A 22,576-nucleotide genomic window follows, 5' to 3' on the forward strand; every position below is an offset into this window, starting at 1 on the left:
ATACCTGCCTGTTCCAAAGGGTTCTTCCGTTAAAGGCGTGGATGCTTTTCGCATAGCTTTAACGGAAGAACCGACGAAAATATGCCAAGAGCGTCAACTTTCCATTCTATTTTCATCCTCCGATTACAAATCCCTTTCCATTTGAATACGTTGAGAATACAGATGGGATTTTGAAAAGTCATTACATAATTGCAAACAAACCATCTGCAAACAAAAAGAACACGTGCAAAAAGCAGGTCTGTAACCGACAGTCAGTCAATTGGTTATTGAGCCGTTCGCAAAAGGTGCTTGATTGGACTTCAAAAGGGCGTTGGTAACACGCCGAAAGAGCACCTGTTGCAGGTCAATCAGGCATCTTTCAGAAGCCGGAAGAGCATGTGTCAGCTTTGAACAGCATAAAAATGTTTACAAACGCCGGTGATATGGGAATAAGTCGTCTGTGGAAGACGGAAAGACAGGCTGATGGACAGGCATCGCATCAATGCGCCTTTTCAGCATCTTATCTTGCAGTTTATCCTCCTTTGCAAGGCCATCTGATTTCGGACAGTCATGCCATGCAGGTGCATAAGCCATTATTCTATTCCCCATCTACGCATTTAATGGAAGAAGCTTTTAAAGGGCCTTAATACGTCCTATCGATTGTTAAGGACGGCAATATTCCCGGGCATCGGGCGTTTTTCATCCGTACAACAAAGAAATGACAATGAAAGCTATCAGAATGAAAATGCTGGTTGTCCTGTCGATGCTGTGCCTGTCGGCAGCAGCCCAGACAGAGTACAGCGGCATCGCAGGAGCTTCCCCGAGACTCGTCAGGGCACACAAGAAAGCACTGCAGAAAGAAGCCCGGAACAGTTCACGGACAGAGACCGTGTCCGGCACGGAAGGTCGGCAGCCAGCCGGCAGCCAGCGTGTCACCGCCAGCACTGCACCCCGGCAGACGGCCCGCAAGGATTCCGGTGAAATGGAGGTAAGACAAGGGCTGCAATCCGTCTCACGAGGCGTAGGACAGGTGGTGAAGCGTGAAGTCAAGACCATGGGAGAGATCACCCGCAAGATAGGCGAAGGGGGCAAAAAGTTCTTCAAGAAACTCGGGAAAGGCATCTCCGACTCCTTCAAGTCCGACAGTACCAGTCACAAATAACACGCTCCTTACTGCCCGGAAAGGCTTTTCCCGCATATCCGGGTCCGGCACACAGGGGAAAGAAGGCATCCTCCCTACAGCCCGGGGACGGCTTTCTCCGGTGCTTCCAGCACCGACGGTACAAGGAACAAATGCCGCACGGCAGGGGACTGTGTTCCTTGAGGATATGGTTTTCAATCCCATGCCCTGCCCTTCCTCCTTACTTTATCACACACAGCCTTTGCCGTTTCCGGTCAATTTCATACCTTTGCCGGCATGATTATCCAAATGCAGAAAGCTAAACCGAGGATAGAGGAGCTGGACTTCCTGAAATGTGCGTTCATCACCCTGATGATCGCCTTCCATCTTGTCTATATCGGAAACACCTACCCTGTCGCCAAACAACTGGTCTATACCTTCCACATGCCGGGGTTTCTGCTGGTATCAGGCTATCTGTTCAATGTCAGCAAACCCTGGGCGGCCTTGGGGAAGACACTGCTGTGGATATTCATTCCCTATTCCGTGATGGAGACCGGCTACACCGTAATGGCATCGCTGCTGCCTATCCGCGAGCACATCGACCACCTGACCCCAGGACTGCTCATCGACCACATTTTCCTTCATCCGACAGGCCCTTACTGGTACCTGCATACACTGATGCTGTGCGGAGCATGTTATTACGTGGCTTTCAGGAAACCGAGGGGAAGATCCGTCCGGACAGCCGGAACGGGGAAACCGCTCATCCCCGAAAGGCTGATAAGCCTGGAGAACCAGATGCTGACGGGGCGCTTCGTTCTCCTTGCCCTTTTCCTCTGGCTGCTCTCCCATGGCTGCGGACTGCTCTCGACCGCCAATGCCGCTTATTTCTTCGCAGGGGCTGCCGTCCGGCAGATGGTGGGCGACTTCCGCCGTGCCTTCCCTGTCAGCTGGTGGACTCTGCCGCTGCTGGCCACAGTGTGTCTCGACCCCGGCCATTACCACAAGGAAACATTCTGGGGTGCCTGCATCGTCTACTTCGTCATCTGCTCACTGCTGTGGATCTATTCACGCAGGATTCCACAGGGGCTGAAACGCCTGATGCTCTTCATCGGACGAAACACCTTTCCCCTCCTGCTCTTCTCTCCCGTCTTTACGATTCTCGCCAAGTACTACCAGCCCCTGCTGCTCCGTGCAGAGCCTACGGGGATGCTTTTTCTCGCCGTCAGTGTAGGTTTTGCCATGGCCGGATCGTTCGGAATAACCTGGATGATGGACGCGACAGGCGTTTCAAGACTGTTCTTTGGGAAAAACGGACTTAACCGGTAGGCGGTGACGGATCCTTCACCGCCTGGCGACGGCGACCTTACAGACTCTCCTGCGCCAGCACCTCCCCGTCCAGCGTATAGGCGGTGAAGACACCGTGCTCATAGACCATGAAAGTAGGGACATTCCCGCCTTTGGGAAAAGTGATGGAACCGAGATTGCAGACAAGCGTACGGTCTTGGCGCGTAAGTTCCCACAGGTGCGTATGTCCGTAGACGATTGCATCAATGCTGCCTTTCGGCATCGACACCTTATTATATATATGCCCGTGGGTCAGGAAAAGTCTCCTGCCCTCGTCGACCAGCAGCAGATAGTCCGCCATCATCGGGAAATCCAGCAGCATCTGGTCGACCTCCGCATCACAGTTCCCCCTTACAGCCACAATGCTGCCGGCCCGCCTGTTCAGGGCTTCCACAATCCCTTTGGCATCGATACCCTCCGGAATGGAGTTGCGCGGGCCGTAGTTCAGGATGTCTCCGAGAATACAGAGCATGTCACAATGTTCACGGTCGTAGAACCGAAGTACCTTCTCAAGTGCGGGCAGACTGCCATGGATGTCTGATACCAACAGATATTTCATTATGCTATGGTTATTGGTTATGCCGGCAAAGGTACGGCTATTTTCCCATATATCCTTGACAGCCGCAGACATATTGCCGCCGGGCAGGACACAGGACATCCTCCTCCTGACCGGCAGAGCATCCGGCCTCCTCCTTTCATGTGCCCCGCCGGCCATCTTTCCCCGGTAAAACAACGGCTGCCGTCCGGCAAGACCTGAACCGCATGGATTCCCATGCGTGATCTCCTTTCAACTGGCTGTTCCTTTTTGTTTTAGGAAAAGCCAGCCCACCGGCTTCATCCGAAAAGCCATGCCGGCATCGGCCGGACAGCGCCTCTTTCACGACAGGCGGCTTCCGTACCGGCGGCTGTTGTATGCGTGTCAGGCCTCAGCAAGACGGGCGACCACCAACAGCACGATTTGTGTCAGGCACCTTCTCATCAGCAGAAGGCAGTGGAACGGATCTGTCCCGGTCCTTGTCACAGATTCGGCAGGCAGCCGGCGGCAGGCTCATACGGAAACTGCCAGCCGGACAGCGATTTAACATGATATTGGAAACAAAAGCCGCCTTTTCAGCAATGTTGTTCCGTAGTCAAAACAGGGAGATATATATTTTTTTAAAGAAAACACCCGATTTAATTTGTTTGTTTAAAACTTTTAGCTATATTTGCGCCATAGAAGTCTATTACTTACAACCTAACATGATAATAACATAAAGGACCTGCCTTATGAATATGAAAAGACTCGTTTTATGTTCCTTGTTCATGCTGTCAGCCATTGTCAGCTTCGCCCAGCAGTTGTTTACCTCCAAGGGCGTCGTCGTCGACGAGACGGGCGAGACCGTCATCGGAGCGACTGTGCAGATTGCGGGCGACAGCAAGTTAATAACCGTGACCGATGCTGACGGCCATTTCACACTGGGCAATGTGAAGCCGGGATCGAAGATGGAAATCAGCTATGTCGGCATGAAAACCTTTTCGGGCATTGCCAAACCCGAAATGAAAGTGACGCTGGTCAATGACAACTCCACCCTGGACGAAATCATCGTAACGGCCTTCGGAGAACAGAAACGTTCCGCCTTTACAGGGTCCGCCGCCATCGTAGACTCGAAGAAGATGGAGCAAAAGCAGCTGAACAACGTGATGAGCAGTCTGAAAGGTGAAGCGGCCGGCGTACAGATCATAGACAACAGCGGTGAGCCGGGAGCGACACCCGCCATCCGTGTACGAGGCTTCAGCAGCATCAGCGCCGGACAGAGCCCGCTGATCATCGTGGACGGTGCTCCCTACGACGGCGGATGGAACAACATCAACCCTGCCGACGTGGCCTCCGTGACGGTGCTGAAGGATGCCTCCTCGACGGCACTCTACGGCGCACGCGGCGCCAACGGCGTCATCATGGTGACGACCAAACGCGCGCAGGCAGGCAATGCCCGCATCACAGTCGACATGAAATGGGGTGCCAACACCCGCATCAAGCGTGACTACGAGACCATCAGCGACCCCGCAGAATACTATGAGTATTATTACAAGGCACTGTATAACTACCAGCTCAACGGACTTGGACTGACACCTGCACAGGCTATGGTGGAGGCCAACAAGCAGCTTCTATCACCACCAAATGAAGGCGGATTGGGCTATCAGATCTTCACAATCCCCAACGGAGAATACCTTATCGGGGCCGACGGCCGCATCAATCCGCATGCAACGCTGGGGCATATCTTCAACTACAATGGGAAAGAGTACATGGTGACCCCTGACAACTGGGAGCGACTGGGATTCCGACACGGTGCACGAAAACAGTATGACATCAGCCTGACCGGCGGAAGTGAGAAGATGCAATACTATCTTTCTTTAGGATATCTGAACAATGAGGGCATTGCCTATAATTCGGACTTTAATCGAATAACGGTACGTGCCAAAGCCGACTATGAGGCACTCAAGTGGCTGCGCGTAGGTACAAACGTAAACTTCAGTCGTACAAAGTACCATTCTATTAGTTCTGACGACAACGGTCTTTTCTATCAGATCAACAACATGGCTCCCATCTACCCGGCATTTATCCGTGATGGTGCAGGCAACATCATGACCGACGAGAACGGACAGATGTATGATTACGGAGACGGATCTTTGATAGGATATGCACGCCCCATCTTGCCAAACAACAATCCTTTGCAGGAGAACAGTTTGAATACAAACAGTAGTAAAAACAACATGTATTCTTTCTTCGGATACGCTGACATTATGCCGATTAACGATCTGAAAATCACACTCAACGGGACGCTTACGAGCTACGACTCACGCGGGACAGATGCGACACAGCCATTTTATGGTTATAGCCGCACAGCCTACCCGACAGGTTTCGTGTCAAGATCAAGTGACCAGACATACTCTTACAACTTCCAGCAGCTTGTCAACTACCACCATGATTTCGGACACCATCATATGGAAATACTCTTGGGACACGAATTCTATCGCAGTCGTTACGAGAACTTGTTTGGTACAAAAACGGGCATGGCATCTTACTTTACCAACCAGACGCTGGCGGGAGCCATCAAGCTGGACAAGACTGGAGAAAGCGGAAACAGCGCATACGAATCAGAAGGATTCTTTGGCCGAGGACAGTACGATTACGACCAGAAATACTTCGGCAGTATCTCTTACAGGCGTGATGCGTCAAGCCGCTTTGATCCAGACCACCGATGGGGTAACTTCTACTCTCTTGGCGGTGCATGGATCGTCACAAAAGAAAAATTCATGAAGTCACTCCGCTGGCTGAATATGCTTAAGCTGAAAGCCTCTTTCGGACAGCAGGGTAATGATAATATCGGCGACTTCCACTATATTGATACTTATTCTATTGTGAACAACAATGGTAAGGTCGCTCTTGTCTTGAACGAAAAAGGTAATCCCAATATCACTTGGGAAACCAACAACAACTTCAACATCGGTTTCGATTTCGAACTTCTCAACAGCCGTCTACGTGGAAGTGTCGAGTATTTCTACAAGAAGACAACAGACATGCTGTGCTTCGTTGATGCCCCTAATTCTGCCGGATACAAAGGTTCCTATGACAACATTGGCGACATGGTGAACAGAGGACTGGAAGTGGACATTTCCGCCACAGTCCTCAAGAAAAAGAACATCAGCTGGGATGTCAACGTGAACGCTACAACCTATAAGAATAAAATTGCCAAACTCGCAGATGAGCTCAAGGCCGACTTGGTTGTTGACGGACATCCAGGTTATGTTTCAGGAGATAGGCTCTATGCCGAGGGACTTCCTCTTTACACATGGTATATCCGCCGTTATGCGGGACTGTCAGAGGAAGGGAAATCAATGTGGTACTATACTGACAATGACGGGAACTTGCAGAAAACAGATGTATATGGAAACGCAACCTATTACGACTGCGGGAGTCCTCATCCAGACCTTTATGGCGGTTTCGGGACGACACTAAGCGCATACGGATTCGACCTCTCCGTTTCCTTCAGCTACTCTATCGGTGGAAAAGCTTACGACTATGGTTATGCGAGTCTGATGGGAGTTCCTATTGGAACATCTGGCGGCTGTGCAATCCACAAGGACGCACGGAAAGCCTGGTCAACGGACAACCCTACAAGTGATATCCCCCGCTGGCAATACAATGACCCGAATTCCGTGTCTGTAAGTGACAGATTCCTGATCAGTGGAAGTTACCTGACTTTACAAAGCATCAACTTCGGCTATACACTGCCTGACAACTGGGTTCAGCGCATAGGACTGACCGGTATCCGTGTTTATCTGGCGGCAGACAATGTGTACTACTGGAGCAAGCGGAAAGGATTTGACCCTCGCGGCTCTTTCTACGGAAGCAGCAGCACAGCTGATTACAGTCCAACACGTACCGTTTCAGCAGGCTTAAAGCTAACTTTCTAAGATCAACATCAACTAAAAATCAAAGAAGTATGAAACACCGTATATTAAATTACTTCATGTCACTGGTCATGCTTGCAGTAATCTCGGGACTTGGAGGATGCATAGACTCTGTCGACCCATCATCAACACTGACCTCCAAACAAGTAAAAGACCTGACCTCCTCTCAGCAGGGTTTGCTGAACGGCATCGTTTCTTATATGATCAAGTTCGGTTCTTGGGGTGACGGAGCCTTGCCCTTGAACGATTGGGGTTACCCGTGCCAGATGTTCTATCGGGAAATCCTCGGTTCCGACATTCCCGTCTACAACAGCAGTTACAGCTATTGGCCGGCTGTCGAGAACGGAAATGACTCACGTTACAAGGCCTATTATACTTACGATTATTATTACAGCCTCATAGCAACCTGCAACAATGTTACAAGTGTGATTGACCCTGCCACGGCTTCCCAGACTTCTAAGAACTATCTGGGAATAGCCCTGGCTTACCGTGCAATGGCCTATCTGGATATAGCACGTCAGTTTGAGTTCAAGAAGACAGGTATCGCAAGTCTGGACGATAAGGCAGAAAAGGACAAGATATGGGGGCTTACCGTGCCTATCGTTACAGAGAAGACAACCAAAGAGATGCAACGCCACAACCCACGCGCTCCTTTCTATACGATGTACCGATTTATCCTGACCGATCTGAATCATGCGGAAGAGTATCTGAAGGACTATACTCGACCTAATAAGAAAATGCCTGACCTCAATGTAATTTATGGAATGAAGGCACGCCTATGGCTGGAACTGGCCACACGTTTTGACAAATCAACTGACGACCTAAAAAACGCAGTAGCAGCCGAAGACTCCACAAGCATTACATACGACAAATTGGGTGTGAGAACAGCTCGTGAATGCTACGAGAAAGCACGCAGCTATGCGCGTTTAGCATCAAATGGTTACAGCCCTGTCACAGAAACAGAATGGCATGACCCTAAGAAAGGCTTCAACACACCTAACCAGGCTTGGATGTGGTGCCTCGGCTATAGTACCCGAGAGGAGCTTACCTATATGTACTACACCTTCACAAGTACGGTGACAACTGAGACTGACTGGGGGCTGACACGTGCCTATGGAGCCTATCGCATGATAGGGAGCTGGCTTTACGGTCAGATCGGACAAGGCGACTGGCGCCGTTATTCATGGGTCGCTCCCGATGCAGCAGGGACGCACGAGGGATACAAGCAATACGACTCTCTCACAATAGCAGGGCATAAGGTACCATGCTCCTTGCTGAACGAGGAAGAATGGAAAGAACTTCCTGCTTACGTGAACACGAAATTCCGACCGGCAAATGGCAACAGGGTAGATCCTTATGCAGGTCAATTCATCAGCCTTCCGCTGATGCGTGTAGAGGAGATGAAGTTCATTGACATGGAGTGTACGGCACATCTCGATGGCGTAGCAGCCGGTGTCGCCGCCCTCAACTCGTTTGTCAACACCTATCGCTACACAGACAACTCCTATCAGGCCAACGCCACGACAATGGACGAGTTCGTCAAGGAATTGATGATCCAGAAACGCATAGAATTCTGGGGAGAGGGGATTACTTACTTCGACTACAAGCGCCTTGCATTACAGGTTCGACGAAAAGACAACACAAACTACGAGCCGATTGCACAGATCAATTCCAAGCCCGGTTATGTCTGCCCATGGATGAACTTCTTTATCCTTGAATATGAATCGCAGAAGAACGTTGCCTGCAAACCGAATCCGGACACTTCCGGCAGCCTTACGGTGACCAACCAGTAATCATTTAGGAAATTGACAGATAAACCATAAACAAAGACAGACCCTGAAGACGAGCATCGTGTCCCGGCTTCGGGGTCTGTTTTCTTTATCATGGATATTATGGAGATAAAAGACATCTTTGAACTGCGGAAACAAGGACGGACCGAAGAAGCATACGCAGCCATCCTGCCCATGTATGCCGCACACAAGGGGCACTATACAACGATTGCCATGTTCTGGGTGGGTGTGGACATGATGAGACTCCGGTTCCAGCAACGCAGACTGGAGGAAGCGTATAAGATATTCAGGAGTCTGGTGAGACTCTACCCTACCATGGACGACAAGGACCTGAAGGGGCAGAATGCCATGATGCGAGCCGCCCTGCTCGTCTTCGACCATCACCCGGCTTTCTCTATGCTCGACTTCATCACGCAGTGGGACATCACCCGACTGACGGAGGAGGACTGGACAAGAGGAGAGAGCAACGGGCATCCCGTTCCCTCCATCGGGATGCGTGTCGTCGGCAAAGTGTTCAAGGAAGTAGAGGGCAAGCCGACGGTCGACATGGCGCTGAAGGCCGCTCCCATTCTGGCCGAGGCACTGAAACACAGTCCTTACAACATGAACAACCAGCGTTACAAGGCGATGATCTACCGGATCATGGGCAAGAAGGACAAGGCCGTCAACATCTACATGCACCTCATCAGCAAGCACCGGCAGTCCTACCTCTTCCACGAACTTTCTGAGCTCGTCGATGACGAACGCTATAAGATCGCCCTGCTGTGCAAAGCCATCTCAGCACAACGTGAAGAGAAGTTCCGGCAGCGTATGCGGTTCACCCTCGCCGGCCTGCTGTTCGGCAGAGACAAGGCCCGCGCCCGTTACGAACTGGACAAGTGCCTCGCCATGCGCAGGCAGTTAGGGTATTCCATCACATGGGAGATGCAGAACCTCGCAGCCAGCCTGGCGGAGGTCGCCCCCGTGTCAGACATCGATGAGAAGAGCTTTTACAGGGAGCAGGAGACGGTCCTCCGCGAACTCATGCGGTAGTCCCCATGCAGCACCTCGCTTCCCTCTTCCATGTTCTCACCGGCTGTTCGGCAGGTACCCCCCTCCGGCTGCACATCCGGCTTCTCTGCAAAACATCTTTACAAAGGCTTTTCAGGATGTGCCGCTCATTGACAGCCGATACGGAGCCATTTGCATAAACAGAACCTGCAGAGACTTCTGTCCGTTCAAGGCAGAGTCTAAAGATTACCCTGGACAGATGCTCCTTCAGGCGACCGTCCCTTGCATGAGAGGCCCACACGACTACCCGAGGCGGATGCCCTGACAGAGAGAAGGTGCATAAAGACCGCATGATCCGACAGCCTTTCCCGTCCTCTTCCGCCCATATCCGATAGCCCGGCAAAAACAGAATCCGACAGGACCGGCAGTGAAAAACACCGGCAGTTTGCCGGCCTCGCAGCGATATTTGGAGACATTTGCTTTGCAGTTTTATCAATTTACGTTACCTTTGCACAAAGCATATAAACAAAAACGTAATATCTATCAGGCAATGAAGCATTCTATCGGAAGAATACTGGCGGCTGGAGCAGTGGCTGCAGGACTGGCGGTACTGACAGGCTGTACAGGAGAAAAGTTCCACGTGACGGGTTCCGTCGCAAATGCCAAGGACTCTGTGCTCTATTTTGAACACAACGGACTGGACGGATTCTCGACCGTCGATTCTGTCAAGCTCGATGAAAAGGGGAATTTCTCGTTTGCTGGTGACAAGATGGACAATCCCGAGTTCTACCGGCTGCGTATAGCAGGACAGATCATCAACATCGGCATCGATTCGACGGAGACGGTCGATGTGAAAGCCTCCTATCCGCAGATGGCGACCGATTACACCGTGAAGGATTCCTACGAGAATGAGAAGATAAAGGAACTGGCTCTGAAGCAGATCGGCCTGCAGGCGCGTTGCCAGACGATTCTTGCCGAACGTCCCGAACTGGCCGACTCGATCATCAACGTGATGCTGACCGACTACAAGCGGGACGTGTCACGAAACTATATCTTCAAGGAGCCGATGCGGGCTTACAGCTATTTTGCCCTCTTCCAGTACATTGCCGTCGGCAACCAGGCCCGTCTGATCTTCGATCCTGCCAAGGACGCGAACGACAACAAGGTGTTCGGTGCCGTTGCAACGAGCTGGGACACCTATTATCCCGGTACCGAACGCACGCAGAACCTGCACAACATCACGATCAAGGGGATGAAAGACGAACGCATCGTGAAGGCGCAGAACAGGCCGGTGGAACTGGAGGCCAAGGAACTAGGAGTAGTAGACCTCCCACTGCGTGACAACCACGGTCTGGAACGTCATCTGACAGACCTGAAAGGCCATGTCGTACTGCTCGACTTCCATGTCTTTGCCGCCAAGGGCTCGACGGAATACATCATGAAGATGCGTGACCTCTATAACAAGTATCACGACCGCGGACTGGAAATCTACATGGTCTCGCTGGACAACAACGCACACTTCTGGAAGGAGCAGGTGGCCAGTCTTCCCTGGATCAACGTCTATGACGACACGGGCATCAGCCAGGCATACACCGCTCCGGCACAGGCGTTCCCGATCATCTATCTTATCGACCGCGGCAACAACATCGTGAAGAATCCTTCGCAGATCAGGAATCTTGACGAGGAGATAGCGAAACTGCTGTAATACGGCTTGCCGTACTGCCCCCCCCGGAGGAAACATGAGCGGACGAACTCATGATCGCATCCCGCCCGCTCGCTTTTACGCCCCGTGGTATATAATACATGGGGACAGGCTGCCGGAGGGGCTGAAGCGTGTCGCTCCGGTTGCCGACTTTGCCGGTGCAGGCTGTCAGGAATCTGCTGCATGGAACGACAAAAGGCCTGTGCAGGGTGTGAAACCCTGTGCAGGCCTTTTGTCGTTCCTTGTTCCGGTCGGCTTCTGACCGGCTGTTGTTTACTTCTTCAGCTTCAGGTCATAGTTCATGTCCTTCGAGTTGACAGCCGGCTCCTCGAAGTCGGAGTTGACAAGACGGAGCGTCGAGTCGTTCACGACGAGGAAGTTGGTCTTGTTGTCCTTGCCCAGCTCGAGCTGATAGTAAGTGTTGCTCTTGCCCTTTACATCCTTCTTGACAATCTGGTACTTGCCTGTATAGTTGTAGGTGGTATCAGCCTCGGTGTCCGACTTCATGTAAGACTCTGACACGCTGAAACCGTTTGTAGAATCCTGTGCGAGTGCGACACGGTACTTGATGCCGGCAACGTCGGCAGCAGGGGTCATGCCCTCGTAAACAGCTGAGTCAGCTGCTACGGAAGAGTCCTGTGCACTGTCCTTGCTCTCGTTGTTTGCAGTAGTCTTGCCATTGTTGCAGGCTACCATAGCTGCGCAGGCAGCTACCATTAACATGATTTTTTTCATAATTATACTGTTTTAGCTTGTAAATGCTTATTTAACTCCCGGGGTGCAAAGATATTACATTTGAAATTAAAAACAAGAATGTTTTAACCTTTATTTCGTCTTTATTGCATCGGTTTTATTTTATCTTTATCGCCATGGCCCGGAGCTGCTGGTTGCCTTTCTTGTCGGTCAGGCGGATCATGAAATGGTAGTCACCGGGGTCGATGTCCTCCGGAATCCGTATGTCCTGGCTGGCATCGTAGGCCTTCAAGCCATGCGGAATCTTGTAGTCCTGATTGAAGACCCAGGGCTTCACCGCCTTCTTCTTAGGGTCCAGGCTGCACGATGAGGCCTGCGTACCGTGGGTGTGATGGTCGAAATTGTTGTGTATCTCGATGTTGTAGTTGCCCAGTTCTTCGTTGTCGGTAAAGCGGTAACGGAAAGGAATCTTGTCCCCTCGGTTGTACACCTGGCAGTCGACCGGGTTGGCGGTGATGCCCTCATCGGTGATGACAGGCATATCATCTGCCATGTCATCGTTGCCGCAGGCGGCCGTGAGGAGCAGTGCTGCTGCGGCTGCCAGACTGAATAGAATCTTCTTCATCGTTTGTTCGTTTATTGCGTAGGAAGCTCCGGGGGCAGCTGTTCATGGGCTGGAGCGGAGGCTGACGAGGATGCGCCAGGCCGCCGGCTGGTCCGTCTGACGCATCTTCCTACGCTGTATGGTTGTTTTCTTGTCGGTTACTTGATCGTGAAGCCTTCGATCTCTTCTGTCGTCTCGCGACCCTCTGCATCCTTCACAGTGAAGTGGATGTGATACTTTCCGGCCTTGCATTCAGCGGGAATCGTCACCTCCTTTTTGAAGGTCAGCTTGCCCGTTTTCCCGTTGAGATCGTCCACTTCTATTTCCGTCTCTTTGTCACCGTGGAACTCGATTTCAATCTCTTTCACTTTGGCGACCGTCTCTATGTCGGCCGTGAAAGTGACCTTTCCGTTCACCGTACTCTCCATCTTGTCTACCTTGAGATTGGCTATCTTCGGTGCTTTGGGGTCGACGGCTTTCTTCTTCAACGTGATTTCCGCACTGACAAAGTCAATCTTTTTCTCCTCATTCTTGACGATGATGAAGCACTGGTACTTGCCCTCGGCGAGTGTCTCGGGAAGGTCGATGTGCTCGTGGAACCGGGTGTTCAGCACGCCGACGTACTTGCTGTCGGTGTAGGTCTTCTTGATGACGTTCTTCCCGTCCTTGGAAAGTACGACCTCAACGGACTGTATCTTTGAGCCTGATTTGATGTCGCATTCCAGGTGAAGGTCATCGCCGATCGTGCCCGTCTTGCTGTTCTTGTGTCCGAACTCCACGTTCTTGAACTCGATGTTGCTCTGTAACAGATCGTCATCATCGTTACTGCACGACGTGAATGCCAGTGCAATCACACTCAGGAGTGCCATAGCACCCATAAAAAGTAGCTTTTTCATTGTTTGATTTGTTTTTTGAAGGCTTCCGCCTTGGTTTGAATATAAGTTCACTGTTCGTTTCGTTTTGTCTGGGCTGTGAGGACATCACAGTGACAGGAGCGATGTGCCCCGTCCACCATGATGATTCCCCGACAGTCTCAGGTCGGTTTGCAAGATCAAGTGTTATATCTTGTTCCACTTCCGGGAATCGTATGCTTCAGAACTCGAAAGTCACCATCAACGCCACGTTGCGTCCCGGTTCCGGCACGTCGATGAGCCGGTAGAAACTCGTGTGGTCGTAGTATTTGCGGTTGAGGAGGTTCTCCGCATTGAGGGTCAGGCGCAGTTTCCTGTCCCCGAAGGCAAAGTCTTTTCCTGCATTGAGGTTGATGGTGTAGTAACCTGATGTCGGCTTCTCCGGCGGAACGATGCGGTTCTGTCTGCCGGTGACGTGCAGGTTGAGTGCCACGAAGCCTTCATTACCGGCTTTCTTCCGGCAGAATCCGTATTTCAGGGTGGCATCCGCCGACCAGGGGGTCGAGAAGGGGAGCGTGTACCCTTTCTTTTCTCCAGACAGCTGTTCGGCATAGAGATATTCACCTTTCAGTTCCGCATCCAGAGAGGGGAGTATCTTCCAGTCTGTCTGCAGCTCGAAGCCACAGCGGATGACACGGCTCTGCGTGTAATAATACCACTGCAGCCCCTCGTAGTAGTCGGGAGTCGGATTCATGTAGATGTAGTTCGGGAAATAATTGAGGTACGGGTCGAACTGAACCGTCACCCTGTCATTCCCCCAGTGGATGCCTGCGTCCAGCTGGCAGGATTCTTCCGGGTTCAGACCAGGATTCCCCTTTTCATATCTGAAGATGTGGTAATTGACACCGTCAGTGCCCAGTTCCTTCGGAATCGGGACACGGAAGCTCTTTCCGACGTTCGCCTTCAGAATCCACTGGCCGACAGAATAGTTCACGCCGGCCGACCACGTGAGGCTGTTGAACGAACGGCGGAGATCCTCCGAACGTTCCTTGAAGACGGAGTCGGTGGCGCTGACGGGCGTTTTGAACCAGTCTCTGTAGCTGTGGATGCTTGTCCTGACGTGGTCGTACCGTACGCCGGCATTCAGTATCAGGTCTTTCCTGACCGTGAACCGGTCGAAAGCATATGTACCGAATGATGCCGTCTCGAAGTCCGGCATGATAAAGCCCCAGCCTGAACGGCGGTTGTGCTGGTACTCGCCGTTGAAGCCTGCGGTGAGTGTATGCCTGCTTCCCAGAGACAGCCGTGCAATGAGGTTGGCCGTATAGGTGTCCTTCTTGAACTCACGTTCCAGACTGCCGGGCGGAACCGGCATATAGCCATGCGACACCGGTTCGGAAAGTTCCTTGCGATGGTTGTTCTGATAGGCGAGGTCGGCTTCCAAAGCAAGACTTCCCTGTTCGTAGACCGTGTGGCTCATGACCCTCAGATGGTTCACACTCTGGCACGGAAGGTCGATGTCCCGGCGCGACCTGTCGTAGTCGATGTCCGACAGTCTCACCTCCAGTCCGTGTGCGTTGGCAAAGAAGCCGCTCTTGCTGTACGCATCCGACAGCTTCAGTTCTGTATGGAAGTTGTGGCTTCTGTAACCGAGCGTCATGCTCCCGTCGCGTTCAAAGCCGGCCGTGTTGCGGAGCCGGCGGTCATGCAGCGGAATGTCGTAGGAATAGTACTGGATGCTGCCCGTGGGCACTTTGTAGTCGGCATAGTCGATGAATGTCCCGCTGGCTTTCCAGTAGAAATGGTCTCCGGCACCCTGCAGACGGGCTGACAGACCGACCGACTCGTTGTTGCTGCGCATGAACAGCGATGCGCTTCCCTGGAACTTCGCAGTCGGGATGTAGTTGCCGTACAGGCTGATGACCCCTCCGATGGCATCCGAGCCGTAAAGCAGGGCGGCCGGTCCTTTGGTCACTTCGATGCGGTCGATGGCAAACTGGTCTATTTCCAGACCGTGGTCGTCGCCCCACTGCTGCCCCTCGTGTTTGATGCCGTCCTCTGTTACAACCATGCGGTTGAAGCCCAGGCCGCGTATCGTCGGCTTCGACTGCCCGGAGCCGATGCTCATCGCCTTTACGCCGGGGATGCCGCTGAGCGTCTGCATGAGACTGCCTGCGAAGTTGTTCTGAAGAAACTGCCTGTCAATGCTGATGGTATTGACGGACGAACGCATTTGAAGGTCTTTCTGTCTGTTGCCCAGTACGGTTACGTCCTGCATGACAATACTGCTGTCGACATCATTCCCTTTCTGCTGGGGAACTGCTGCTGACAGATGATTGCCTGCGCTGGCAACCGCACACACAGACGAAAGAACAAAAGCCCAAATAGCCTTATTCATTACCATGTGTTTATGAATTCTTGATGAAATGATGGATCTGTATGCTTGTCACAGGCACATAGACGGCTGTGCGACAAGCTAATGACGTGGTGCAGCGGCATGGTTCCATGGTGTGGATACGGCATGGCATTCCTTTCTGTAAGGACACACTACACCGCCATAGCTCCTTTGACTGCATCTGCGTCAGACGATTCCTCGATATGGGAATTGTCTTCTAAAAGTCGGCAGGAGGAGCACGGAGACTCGTGACTTCAACCTCCGGACGCCGATAAGGTGTGACAGCGGAAAGGAAGAGGAAGCCGAAGAAGATGACAGCTACCGCATCCAGCCGGATGTCCGTAGCTCTCATGTAATTGAAAAAGGCAAAATGACAGATGGCACAGCTGCCGGCATTGTGGCTCTGGCTGTGCTGTCCGGAAGTCTGATGACCGGCGGAAAGCTCCGTCTCCACCTGGCATACGTGTACAGACTTGACAACCATCGGCAGCATGAAAAGTGCCAACAGCAGCCACGCTATAAGCGTATGTCTTGTTTTCCGGTTCTGCCTGGTCATTTACAAAATCCTTTTTACTTCTTGGCAAAGATATTTATTATTTTCCCACAAAGCAAATAATGGTGGCTGCTTTTTGATATAATTAACACAAGCGGGTACAGCCTTCCCCGTCCCGCAGTCCTCAGCCTTTCCCGGGACAGAACATAGGGCCGCACCGGATACTGACACTGCAGTTTCCGTCCTTTGTCCGTGTCGTTGCCGACAGGATGATGCCCCGGAATGATACGGCCGGCGGCCCGGCACAGCGCAGCGCAGAGACTTGCAACATCGGCAGACCCCATCCTTCATCAGTGCAGTTCATCAACAGATATAAACCAGGAAAGTCCTTCCGGGCAATGCTCCCCAAGGGGGGACAGCTGTCGGCCGGACTTCCTGCTTCCAATTCAATACGGTCTCTTTCCCGTCACTTTAGGAAGCGTGCGGAAAAGATGACAGAGACGCTTTTCACGATTGCAGGAAACGCTCCATGTTCTTTATCGCAGTACGAAACCGTAAGAAACGAAGAAGGAGGTCTTGTCCTTGTACAGGTCTCCGCGGTAATTGTTGTGGCGGATGCCGAAACCGATTTCCGACATCACGCCGTTCTTCCTGTCAGCTTTCAGGTAGATACCGCCTTGACAGTACATATAGCCTCTGTCGTGCCCGCCGCCGATCGTGTGGCCGACGATGAGGCGAGGCTGCACGTTTATCATCGTGAGGATGCGGAATGCGTCATAGCTTACCTGTCCGCCAAGCGTCGCAAGGTAGTCGTAGGTCTTGACACCTTGTATCTTTGCCAGGGTGATGGCGTCTTCCACCCTCGCTCCTACCGACAGCTTGGGTGTCAGGTCATAAGTTGCAGAGACGTTGGGCGTGACGATCTTGTAGTTCTTGCCGGCAAGTCCCAGGTCAGTGCCCAGCGTCATGGAAAACCTGGTGGTCTGTGCATGACAGAGAGAAGTGAATACTGTCAGCAGTGCGAAAATAAGTGTTTGCTTCTTTCTCATAATAATATCTCATTTAAATGGTTCCGTTGTCTGTTCTTACATCCTCAATCGATCTTGCCATCCAGACCTTCGCATGGACATAGTCGGCCGTATTGGCACCGGCGACAAGGATATACCCGTATCCCGACACAAAAGCCGACCGTCTTTTCGACACAATAACTATTAAATTCATCGAAAAACACACAATATAATTATTGTTTAAAAGACTTATCATTGCAAATATAGCGATTTGCTTCCTATGTGCAATACAACGTGTTGCTTTTTAATTTATTTTAACACAGAAGGGCGTTCTTGCGACCCACATTCTCTTCTAAGTTGCTATCCACAGTGCATACAGACACACTGCTGCTGTACAAGGCAGGATGGATCCGTTCTTGTTCTGTCCTGATTATTTACCATAATCAACACCGGCAAGACAGCCCATTACACACATCTGCGGGATGCCGGGTATATTCAGCGGGACAGGCCGATGCACCTTGTCTTTTCCAGTCCGCAACCAGCTGTTATCCAGACTGCTACAAGCACCTTTTGAAAAGGTGCCTGATTGCGGCCTTAACAGGCGTTAGTTGGGACGTTGACAGGCATTGATTGGAACGTCATCAGGCGTTGATTGGAAGGCGGTCAGCGCCCGGTTGCGATGCAGCCTGCCTTCTCCAACGGTTCTGACGGCTGTTTCCACCCCGGAAAAATACCGTCAGGGCGACTGCAGATGTAAAGAACTTTCAACCTTCCCATCAGGCCGGGACGGCATGGAAGCAAATGCGGCATGGGACGTTCCCCGTCTGACAGAACGGACTGAAGCGGCAGATTCATCCGAGACCTGACGGCCGGCAAGGGGTCTGACGCCTGACGGCCGGGGGATGTGCGCATCGCATTAGTTAAATAATCGTAAATAATGGGTGCGGAAAACATCACCCTTATAATATAAGGTTGGAAATAAGTACCTTTGCAGTCCGATTATTATTGTGGGTACACTTAGAGCCCCGTACGGCTCGTGTTAATAGTGCTGTCTTTGGCCGGGCAGCATGGTTAGGACAAGCACGGTCGTAGAAAGAAAACGTTTTTTAGTAGTAAAATTATTAATTTTTTAGAATGGACACTTTAAGTTACAAGACTATTTCCGTCAACAAGGAAACAGCTAAGAAAGAGTGGGTCGTCATCGATGCCAGCGATCAGATTGTAGGTCGCCTTTGCTCTAAAGTAGCCAAGCTGCTTCGCGGAAAGTACAAGCCGACTTTCACTCCACACGTAGACTGTGGCGACAACGTAATCATTATCAATGCAGCCAAGGTCGTATTCTCCGGCAAGAAGGAGACAGACAAGGTCTACACACGTTATACTGGTTACCCGGGCGGCCAGCGCTTCAACACCCCTGCCGAGCTCCGCAAGCGCAAGAACGGCATCGACAGGATGATCCGCCACGCCGTAAAGGGTATGCTGCCGAAGGGCATTCTGGGTCGTCACCTGCTGGACAACCTCTATGTCATCGAAGGAACAGAACTCAACGGTCTCGAGGCACAGAAGCCAAAGGCAATTGATATTAACCAGTATAAATAATAAGGAGAAAGATGGAAGTAATAAATGCAATCGGTCGCCGCAAGAGCGCAGTAGCACGCGTTTACCTCTCTGAAGGTACCGGCAAGATCACTATCAACAAAAAAGACTTAACTGAATTCTTCCCATCAGCTATCCTGCAGTACGTGGTTAAACAGCCACTGCAGTTGCTCGGTGTAGAAGGGCAGTACGACATCAAGGCCAACCTCGACGGCGGCGGCTTCACAGGACAGAGCCAGGCTCTGCGTCTCGCCATCGCCCGCGCACTGGTCAAGATCAACGCTGAAGACAAGAAGAACCTGAAAGACCACGGATTCCTGACACGCGACAGCCGCAAGGTCGAGCGCAAGAAGCCAGGTCAGCCGAAGGCCCGCGCTCACTTCCAGTTCAGCAAGCGATAAATGGTTTGAGGTTTGAGGTTTGAGGTTTGAGGTTTAAACTTTGAGCATTAAACTTTGAACATTGAGCATTGAACTTTGAACATTGAGCATTGAACTTTGAACATTGAGCATTGAGCGTTGAATACTGAGAATGAATATCAGGATTTGAGCGTTGCGATACAGCATCAGCTGATTCAGCAGCGAAACCTCAAACCTCAAACCTCAAACCTCAATCCTCAAATCTCAAATCAATCGGTTTAGTATCTAAACCGGCGCGATTCCTGATCGGGGGACTACCCGCCGGTTGATTCTAACAAGCCTGGCAAAGCTCATTTGCCAAGAAAGAATTAAAAAGAAAGTAAACAAGAAAAAAACAAACGAAATGTCAAGAACAAATTTCGACCAGTTACTGGAGGCAGGATGCCACTTTGGCCACCTCCGTCGCAAGTGGAACCCCGCCATGGCTCCTTACATCTTCATGGAGCGCAACGGCATCCACATCATCGATCTTCACAAGACTGTAGCCAAGATTGACGAGGCTGCAGAGGCGCTCAAGGGACTTGCCAGAAGCGGAAAGAAGATCCTGTTCGTCGCTACTAAAAAACAAGCTAAGGAAGCTGTAGCCGAGAAGGCCGCAGCGGTAAACATGCCATACGTCAACGAGCGTTGGGCCGGCGGTATGCTGACCAACTTCCCTACAATCCGTAAGGCAGTGAAGAAAATGACGAACATCGACAAGCTGATGAACGACGGAACATTCGCCAACCTCTCCAAGCGAGAGCTGCTGCAGATCTCCCGCCAGCGCGCCAAGCTGGAGAAGAACCTCGGCTCCATCGCCGACCTGACCCGCCTGCCGTCTGCCCTCTTCGTAGTAGACGTCATGAAGGAGCACATCGCCGTCAAGGAGGCCAACCGTCTGGGGATTCCTGTATTCGGCATCGTCGACACCAACTCTGATCCTAAGAACATCGACCACGTCATCCCGGCCAACGACGACGCAAAGGATTCCGTAGAGGTGATCCTCACCGCCTGCTGCGATGCCATCGCAGAGGGTCTGGAGGAGCGCAAGGCTGAGAAGGCCGACGAGAAGGCCGCAGCCGAGCAGGCTGAAGAGGCTGCCGAAGCAAAGCCGAAGCGTGCTGCACGCAAGGCTGAGGAGGCTCCCAAGGCCGAGGAGGCTCCCAAGGCTGAGGAAGAAACACCAGCTGCTGAGTAACAATTGAAAACATAGTGGGCGCTGGTGAGTGCCAATGGGCTGCCGTATCCGTGCGATACATGAAGGCTCATCGTCTCTCATCAACGCCCACGATATTTAAATAACATTAGAAAGGAAAACAATAAAATGGCTGTATCTATTGAAGATATCAAGAAGCTCCGTGCCATGACCGGTGCCGGTCTGGCTGATGTAAAGAAGGCCCTCACAGAGGCTGAAGGCGATTTCGACAAGGCAAAGGACCTGCTCCGTGAGCGCGGTCTGGCTATCGCCGCCAAGCGTTCTGACCGTGAGACATCCAATGGCTGCGTCCTCGTCAAGCAGGTTGACGGCTTCGCTGCTATGGTCGCTGTCAAGTGCGAGACCGACTTCGTTGCCAACGGCAAGGACTTCATCGCACTCGTCCAGGAGATTCTGGACGCTGCCGTTGCCAACAAGTGCAAGAGCCTCGACGAGGTGAAGGCACTGAAGCTCGCCAACGGAGAGGATGCCGCTACCGCTGTCCAGCAGCGTTCCGGTGTCACGGGTGAGAAGATGGAGCTTGACGGCTATAACTTCCTGGAGGGCGGTAACGTCTCTGTTTATGACCACATGAACAAGCACACCCTTGCTACGATGGTTCAGCTCAACGAGAACAATGAGGAGGCCGGTCACAAGGTAGCCATGCAGGTGGCAGCCATGAAGCCGGTAGCCCTCGACGAGGAGTCTGTTCCACAGTCTGTCAAGGACGAGGAGTTCAAGGTTGCCGTTGAGAAGACCAAGGAAGAGCAGGTGGAAAAGGCTGTCGTAGCTGCCATCAAGAAGGCAGGCATCAATGCCAACCTCGTTGACAGCGAGGACCACATCGAGTCGAACATCAAAAAGGGCTGGCTGACCCGCGAGGAGGCTGACAAGGCGATCGAAATCCGCAAGACCGTTTCTGCCGAGAAGGCTGCCAACCTCAATGAGAACATGATCCAGAACATTGCGAAGGGTCGCCTCAACAAATTCTTCAAGGAGAACTGCCTCATTGACCAGGAGTTCCAGTTCGGCGACGGCGACAAGCAGAGCGTCGGCGAGTGGCTGAAGGCACAGAGCAAAGACCTCAAGGTTGTTGCCTACAAGCGTTTCACACTCTCTGCCGAATAAGCCGGAGACTATCCTTCTGAGAAAAGAACAGGGAGTCGCAGGAAAGCCGTTTGGCTCCTGCGGCTCCTTTCTTTGTCAGAAGAGATAAGCGATGACAGGCGGTCATAAGCTCCCGTCATCACCCATCACCGCTTATCATCGCCTATCCCGCTTATCACCGCCTACACCGCTTATCATCGTCCATCACCTCCCATCCCCATCCTAAAAAGCCAACACCCAATGAAGATCTTTGCAGTCGGCATGAATTACGCCGAACACAATAAAACGCAGAACGAAGCGTTATCAGGAAAGGAGACACCCGTCCTCTTCACCAAGGCCGACTCGGCCCTGCTGAAAGACGGAAAGCCCTTCTTCATCCCCGACGACCTCGGGATGATAGAATACGAGACAGAACTTGTCGTGCGCATCTGCCGGCTCGGCAAGACCATCCCCGAGCGTTTCGCCCACCGCTATTACGATGCCGTGACAGTGGGCATCGACTTCACGGCACGCGAACTGCAACAGCACCTGATGGAACAGGGAATGCCCTGGGATCTGTGCAAGGGCTTTGACGGCGCAGCCGCCTTGGGTGAATGGGTGCCGAAGGACAGATTCCTTGATGTCCAGCGGCTGCGCTTCCGGCTGGCCGTCAACGGCAGGACAGTACAGGAGGGATATACAGGCGATATGCTGTACAAAGTGGATGAAATCATCAGCTACATCAGCCGCTATTTCACCCTCAAGACGGGCGACATCCTCTATACGGGCTGTCCGTCAGGCTGCGGTCCTGTCCATATCAACGACCATCTGGAAGGATATCTGGAGGACCGGAAAGTCCTCGAGTTCAACTGCAAATAGAC

Annotated in this window: 19 protein-coding genes; 11 read left to right on the forward strand and 8 right to left on the reverse strand. The window is 52.0% G+C overall.

Going from position 1 to position 22,576, the window contains the following annotated elements; translation table 11 throughout:
* Nucleotides 1-703 precede the first annotated feature (703 nt).
* Together HMPREF9141_RS05510 and HMPREF9141_RS05515 are read left to right on the forward strand one after the other, a co-directional pair.
* Nucleotides 704-1,141 carry a hypothetical protein gene (locus HMPREF9141_RS05510; protein ID WP_040554564.1) on the forward strand — a complete coding sequence of 146 codons (438 nt, stop codon included), beginning with the start codon at nt 704-706 and terminating at the stop codon, nt 1,139-1,141.
* Between the two features lie 255 nt (nt 1,142-1,396).
* Nucleotides 1,397-2,425: an acyltransferase family protein gene (locus HMPREF9141_RS05515; RefSeq protein WP_007367569.1), complete on the forward strand. Its 1,029-nt coding sequence runs from the start codon at nt 1,397-1,399 to the stop codon at nt 2,423-2,425.
* A 37-nt stretch (nt 2,426-2,462) separates the two neighbouring features.
* Here the strand turns inward: HMPREF9141_RS05515 and yfcE are convergent, their stop codons facing one another.
* Complete coding sequence (yfcE, locus tag HMPREF9141_RS05520; protein ID WP_040554566.1) at nt 2,463-3,002, reverse strand: phosphodiesterase; 540 nt, start codon at nt 3,000-3,002, stop codon at nt 2,463-2,465.
* A 707-nt stretch (nt 3,003-3,709) separates the two neighbouring features.
* Between yfcE and HMPREF9141_RS05530 the strand changes: the two genes are divergently transcribed.
* From HMPREF9141_RS05530 to HMPREF9141_RS05545, 4 genes are all read left to right on the forward strand, one after another.
* Nucleotides 3,710-6,898: a SusC/RagA family TonB-linked outer membrane protein gene (locus HMPREF9141_RS05530; protein ID WP_007367571.1), complete on the forward strand. Its 3,189-nt coding sequence runs from the start codon at nt 3,710-3,712 to the stop codon at nt 6,896-6,898.
* A 29-nt stretch (nt 6,899-6,927) separates the two neighbouring features.
* Nucleotides 6,928-8,688: a RagB/SusD family nutrient uptake outer membrane protein gene (locus HMPREF9141_RS05535; protein ID WP_007367572.1), complete on the forward strand. Its 1,761-nt coding sequence runs from the start codon at nt 6,928-6,930 to the stop codon at nt 8,686-8,688.
* A gap of 99 nt (nt 8,689-8,787) precedes the next feature.
* On the forward strand, nt 8,788-9,717 hold the full coding sequence (locus tag HMPREF9141_RS05540; protein ID WP_040554569.1) for a tetratricopeptide repeat protein: 930 nt from the start codon (nt 8,788-8,790) through the stop codon (nt 9,715-9,717).
* A 508-nt stretch (nt 9,718-10,225) separates the two neighbouring features.
* On the forward strand, nt 10,226-11,380 hold the full coding sequence (locus HMPREF9141_RS05545; protein ID WP_040554907.1) for a redoxin domain-containing protein: 1,155 nt from the start codon (nt 10,226-10,228) through the stop codon (nt 11,378-11,380).
* A 270-nt stretch (nt 11,381-11,650) separates the two neighbouring features.
* Here the strand turns inward: HMPREF9141_RS05545 and HMPREF9141_RS05555 are convergent, their stop codons facing one another.
* From HMPREF9141_RS05555 to HMPREF9141_RS05590, 7 genes are all read right to left on the reverse strand, one after another.
* Nucleotides 11,651-12,112, reverse strand: coding sequence for a copper resistance protein NlpE N-terminal domain-containing protein (locus tag HMPREF9141_RS05555; RefSeq protein WP_007367578.1), 462 nt, complete (start codon nt 12,110-12,112; stop codon nt 11,651-11,653).
* 115 nt (nt 12,113-12,227) lie between these two features.
* Nucleotides 12,228-12,695: a DUF4625 domain-containing protein gene (locus HMPREF9141_RS05560; RefSeq protein ID WP_007367579.1), complete on the reverse strand. Its 468-nt coding sequence runs from the start codon at nt 12,693-12,695 to the stop codon at nt 12,228-12,230.
* 137 nt (nt 12,696-12,832) lie between these two features.
* Nucleotides 12,833-13,570, reverse strand: a complete 738-nt coding sequence (locus HMPREF9141_RS05565) for a DUF4625 domain-containing protein (RefSeq protein ID WP_007367580.1) — start codon at nt 13,568-13,570, stop codon at nt 12,833-12,835.
* A 196-nt stretch (nt 13,571-13,766) separates the two neighbouring features.
* Nucleotides 13,767-15,923 (reverse strand): TonB-dependent receptor, encoded by a 2,157-nt coding sequence (locus tag HMPREF9141_RS05570; protein ID WP_040554571.1) that lies wholly within the window; start codon nt 15,921-15,923, stop codon nt 13,767-13,769.
* A gap of 214 nt (nt 15,924-16,137) precedes the next feature.
* Nucleotides 16,138-16,476 carry a hypothetical protein gene (locus HMPREF9141_RS05575; RefSeq protein WP_007367583.1) on the reverse strand — a complete coding sequence of 113 codons (339 nt, stop codon included), beginning with the start codon at nt 16,474-16,476 and terminating at the stop codon, nt 16,138-16,140.
* 473 nt (nt 16,477-16,949) lie between these two features.
* Nucleotides 16,950-17,462 (reverse strand): hypothetical protein, encoded by a 513-nt coding sequence (locus HMPREF9141_RS05585; protein WP_007367585.1) that lies wholly within the window; start codon nt 17,460-17,462, stop codon nt 16,950-16,952.
* 13 nt (nt 17,463-17,475) lie between these two features.
* Entirely contained in the window at nt 17,476-17,634 is a 159-nt protein-coding gene (locus tag HMPREF9141_RS05590; protein ID WP_156792435.1) for a hypothetical protein, read from the reverse strand.
* A 920-nt stretch (nt 17,635-18,554) separates the two neighbouring features.
* Here HMPREF9141_RS05590 and rplM point away from each other — a divergent pair.
* The 5 genes from rplM (at nt 18,555) to HMPREF9141_RS05615 (ending at nt 22,574) form a co-directional block, all read left to right on the forward strand.
* Entirely contained in the window at nt 18,555-19,019 is a 465-nt protein-coding gene (gene rplM, locus HMPREF9141_RS05595) for a 50S ribosomal protein L13 (RefSeq protein ID WP_007367588.1), read from the forward strand.
* Between the two features lie 11 nt (nt 19,020-19,030).
* Entirely contained in the window at nt 19,031-19,417 is a 387-nt protein-coding gene (gene rpsI / locus HMPREF9141_RS05600) for a 30S ribosomal protein S9 (protein ID WP_007367589.1), read from the forward strand.
* A 361-nt stretch (nt 19,418-19,778) separates the two neighbouring features.
* Entirely contained in the window at nt 19,779-20,612 is an 834-nt protein-coding gene (rpsB, locus tag HMPREF9141_RS05605; RefSeq protein WP_040554575.1) for a 30S ribosomal protein S2, read from the forward strand.
* Between the two features lie 126 nt (nt 20,613-20,738).
* Nucleotides 20,739-21,737: a translation elongation factor Ts gene (gene tsf / locus HMPREF9141_RS05610; RefSeq protein ID WP_007367591.1), complete on the forward strand. Its 999-nt coding sequence runs from the start codon at nt 20,739-20,741 to the stop codon at nt 21,735-21,737.
* 219 nt (nt 21,738-21,956) lie between these two features.
* Nucleotides 21,957-22,574 carry a fumarylacetoacetate hydrolase family protein gene (locus HMPREF9141_RS05615; RefSeq protein WP_007367592.1) on the forward strand — a complete coding sequence of 206 codons (618 nt, stop codon included), beginning with the start codon at nt 21,957-21,959 and terminating at the stop codon, nt 22,572-22,574.
* The last annotated feature ends 2 nt before the right edge of the window (nt 22,575-22,576 follow it).

The organism is Prevotella multiformis DSM 16608 (genome assembly GCF_000191065.1).
Classification (GTDB): domain Bacteria; phylum Bacteroidota; class Bacteroidia; order Bacteroidales; family Bacteroidaceae; genus Prevotella; species Prevotella multiformis.

What these genes read in the sequence shown, in the direction of transcription:
- HMPREF9141_RS05510 (WP_040554564.1), top strand. Translation starts at nt 704, where the DNA reads ATGAAAGCTATCAGAATGAAAATGCTGGTTGTCCTGTCGATGCTGTGC.
- HMPREF9141_RS05515 (WP_007367569.1), top strand. Translation starts at nt 1,397, where the DNA reads ATGATTATCCAAATGCAGAAAGCTAAACCGAGGATAGAGGAGCTGGAC.
- yfcE (WP_040554566.1), bottom strand. Translation starts at nt 3,002, where the DNA reads ATGAAATATCTGTTGGTATCAGACATCCATGGCAGTCTGCCCGCACTT.
- HMPREF9141_RS05530 (WP_007367571.1), top strand. Translation starts at nt 3,710, where the DNA reads ATGAATATGAAAAGACTCGTTTTATGTTCCTTGTTCATGCTGTCAGCC.
- HMPREF9141_RS05535 (WP_007367572.1), top strand. Translation starts at nt 6,928, where the DNA reads ATGAAACACCGTATATTAAATTACTTCATGTCACTGGTCATGCTTGCA.
- HMPREF9141_RS05540 (WP_040554569.1), top strand. Translation starts at nt 8,788, where the DNA reads ATGGAGATAAAAGACATCTTTGAACTGCGGAAACAAGGACGGACCGAA.
- HMPREF9141_RS05545 (WP_040554907.1), top strand. Translation starts at nt 10,226, where the DNA reads ATGAAGCATTCTATCGGAAGAATACTGGCGGCTGGAGCAGTGGCTGCA.
- HMPREF9141_RS05555 (WP_007367578.1), bottom strand. Translation starts at nt 12,112, where the DNA reads ATGAAAAAAATCATGTTAATGGTAGCTGCCTGCGCAGCTATGGTAGCC.
- HMPREF9141_RS05560 (WP_007367579.1), bottom strand. Translation starts at nt 12,695, where the DNA reads ATGAAGAAGATTCTATTCAGTCTGGCAGCCGCAGCAGCACTGCTCCTC.
- HMPREF9141_RS05565 (WP_007367580.1), bottom strand. Translation starts at nt 13,570, where the DNA reads ATGAAAAAGCTACTTTTTATGGGTGCTATGGCACTCCTGAGTGTGATT.
- HMPREF9141_RS05570 (WP_040554571.1), bottom strand. Translation starts at nt 15,923, where the DNA reads ATGAATAAGGCTATTTGGGCTTTTGTTCTTTCGTCTGTGTGTGCGGTT.
- HMPREF9141_RS05575 (WP_007367583.1), bottom strand. Translation starts at nt 16,476, where the DNA reads ATGACCAGGCAGAACCGGAAAACAAGACATACGCTTATAGCGTGGCTG.
- HMPREF9141_RS05585 (WP_007367585.1), bottom strand. Translation starts at nt 17,462, where the DNA reads ATGAGAAAGAAGCAAACACTTATTTTCGCACTGCTGACAGTATTCACT.
- HMPREF9141_RS05590 (WP_156792435.1), bottom strand. Translation starts at nt 17,634, where the DNA reads ATGAATTTAATAGTTATTGTGTCGAAAAGACGGTCGGCTTTTGTGTCG.
- rplM (WP_007367588.1), top strand. Translation starts at nt 18,555, where the DNA reads ATGGACACTTTAAGTTACAAGACTATTTCCGTCAACAAGGAAACAGCT.
- rpsI (WP_007367589.1), top strand. Translation starts at nt 19,031, where the DNA reads ATGGAAGTAATAAATGCAATCGGTCGCCGCAAGAGCGCAGTAGCACGC.
- rpsB (WP_040554575.1), top strand. Translation starts at nt 19,779, where the DNA reads ATGTCAAGAACAAATTTCGACCAGTTACTGGAGGCAGGATGCCACTTT.
- tsf (WP_007367591.1), top strand. Translation starts at nt 20,739, where the DNA reads ATGGCTGTATCTATTGAAGATATCAAGAAGCTCCGTGCCATGACCGGT.
- HMPREF9141_RS05615 (WP_007367592.1), top strand. Translation starts at nt 21,957, where the DNA reads ATGAAGATCTTTGCAGTCGGCATGAATTACGCCGAACACAATAAAACG.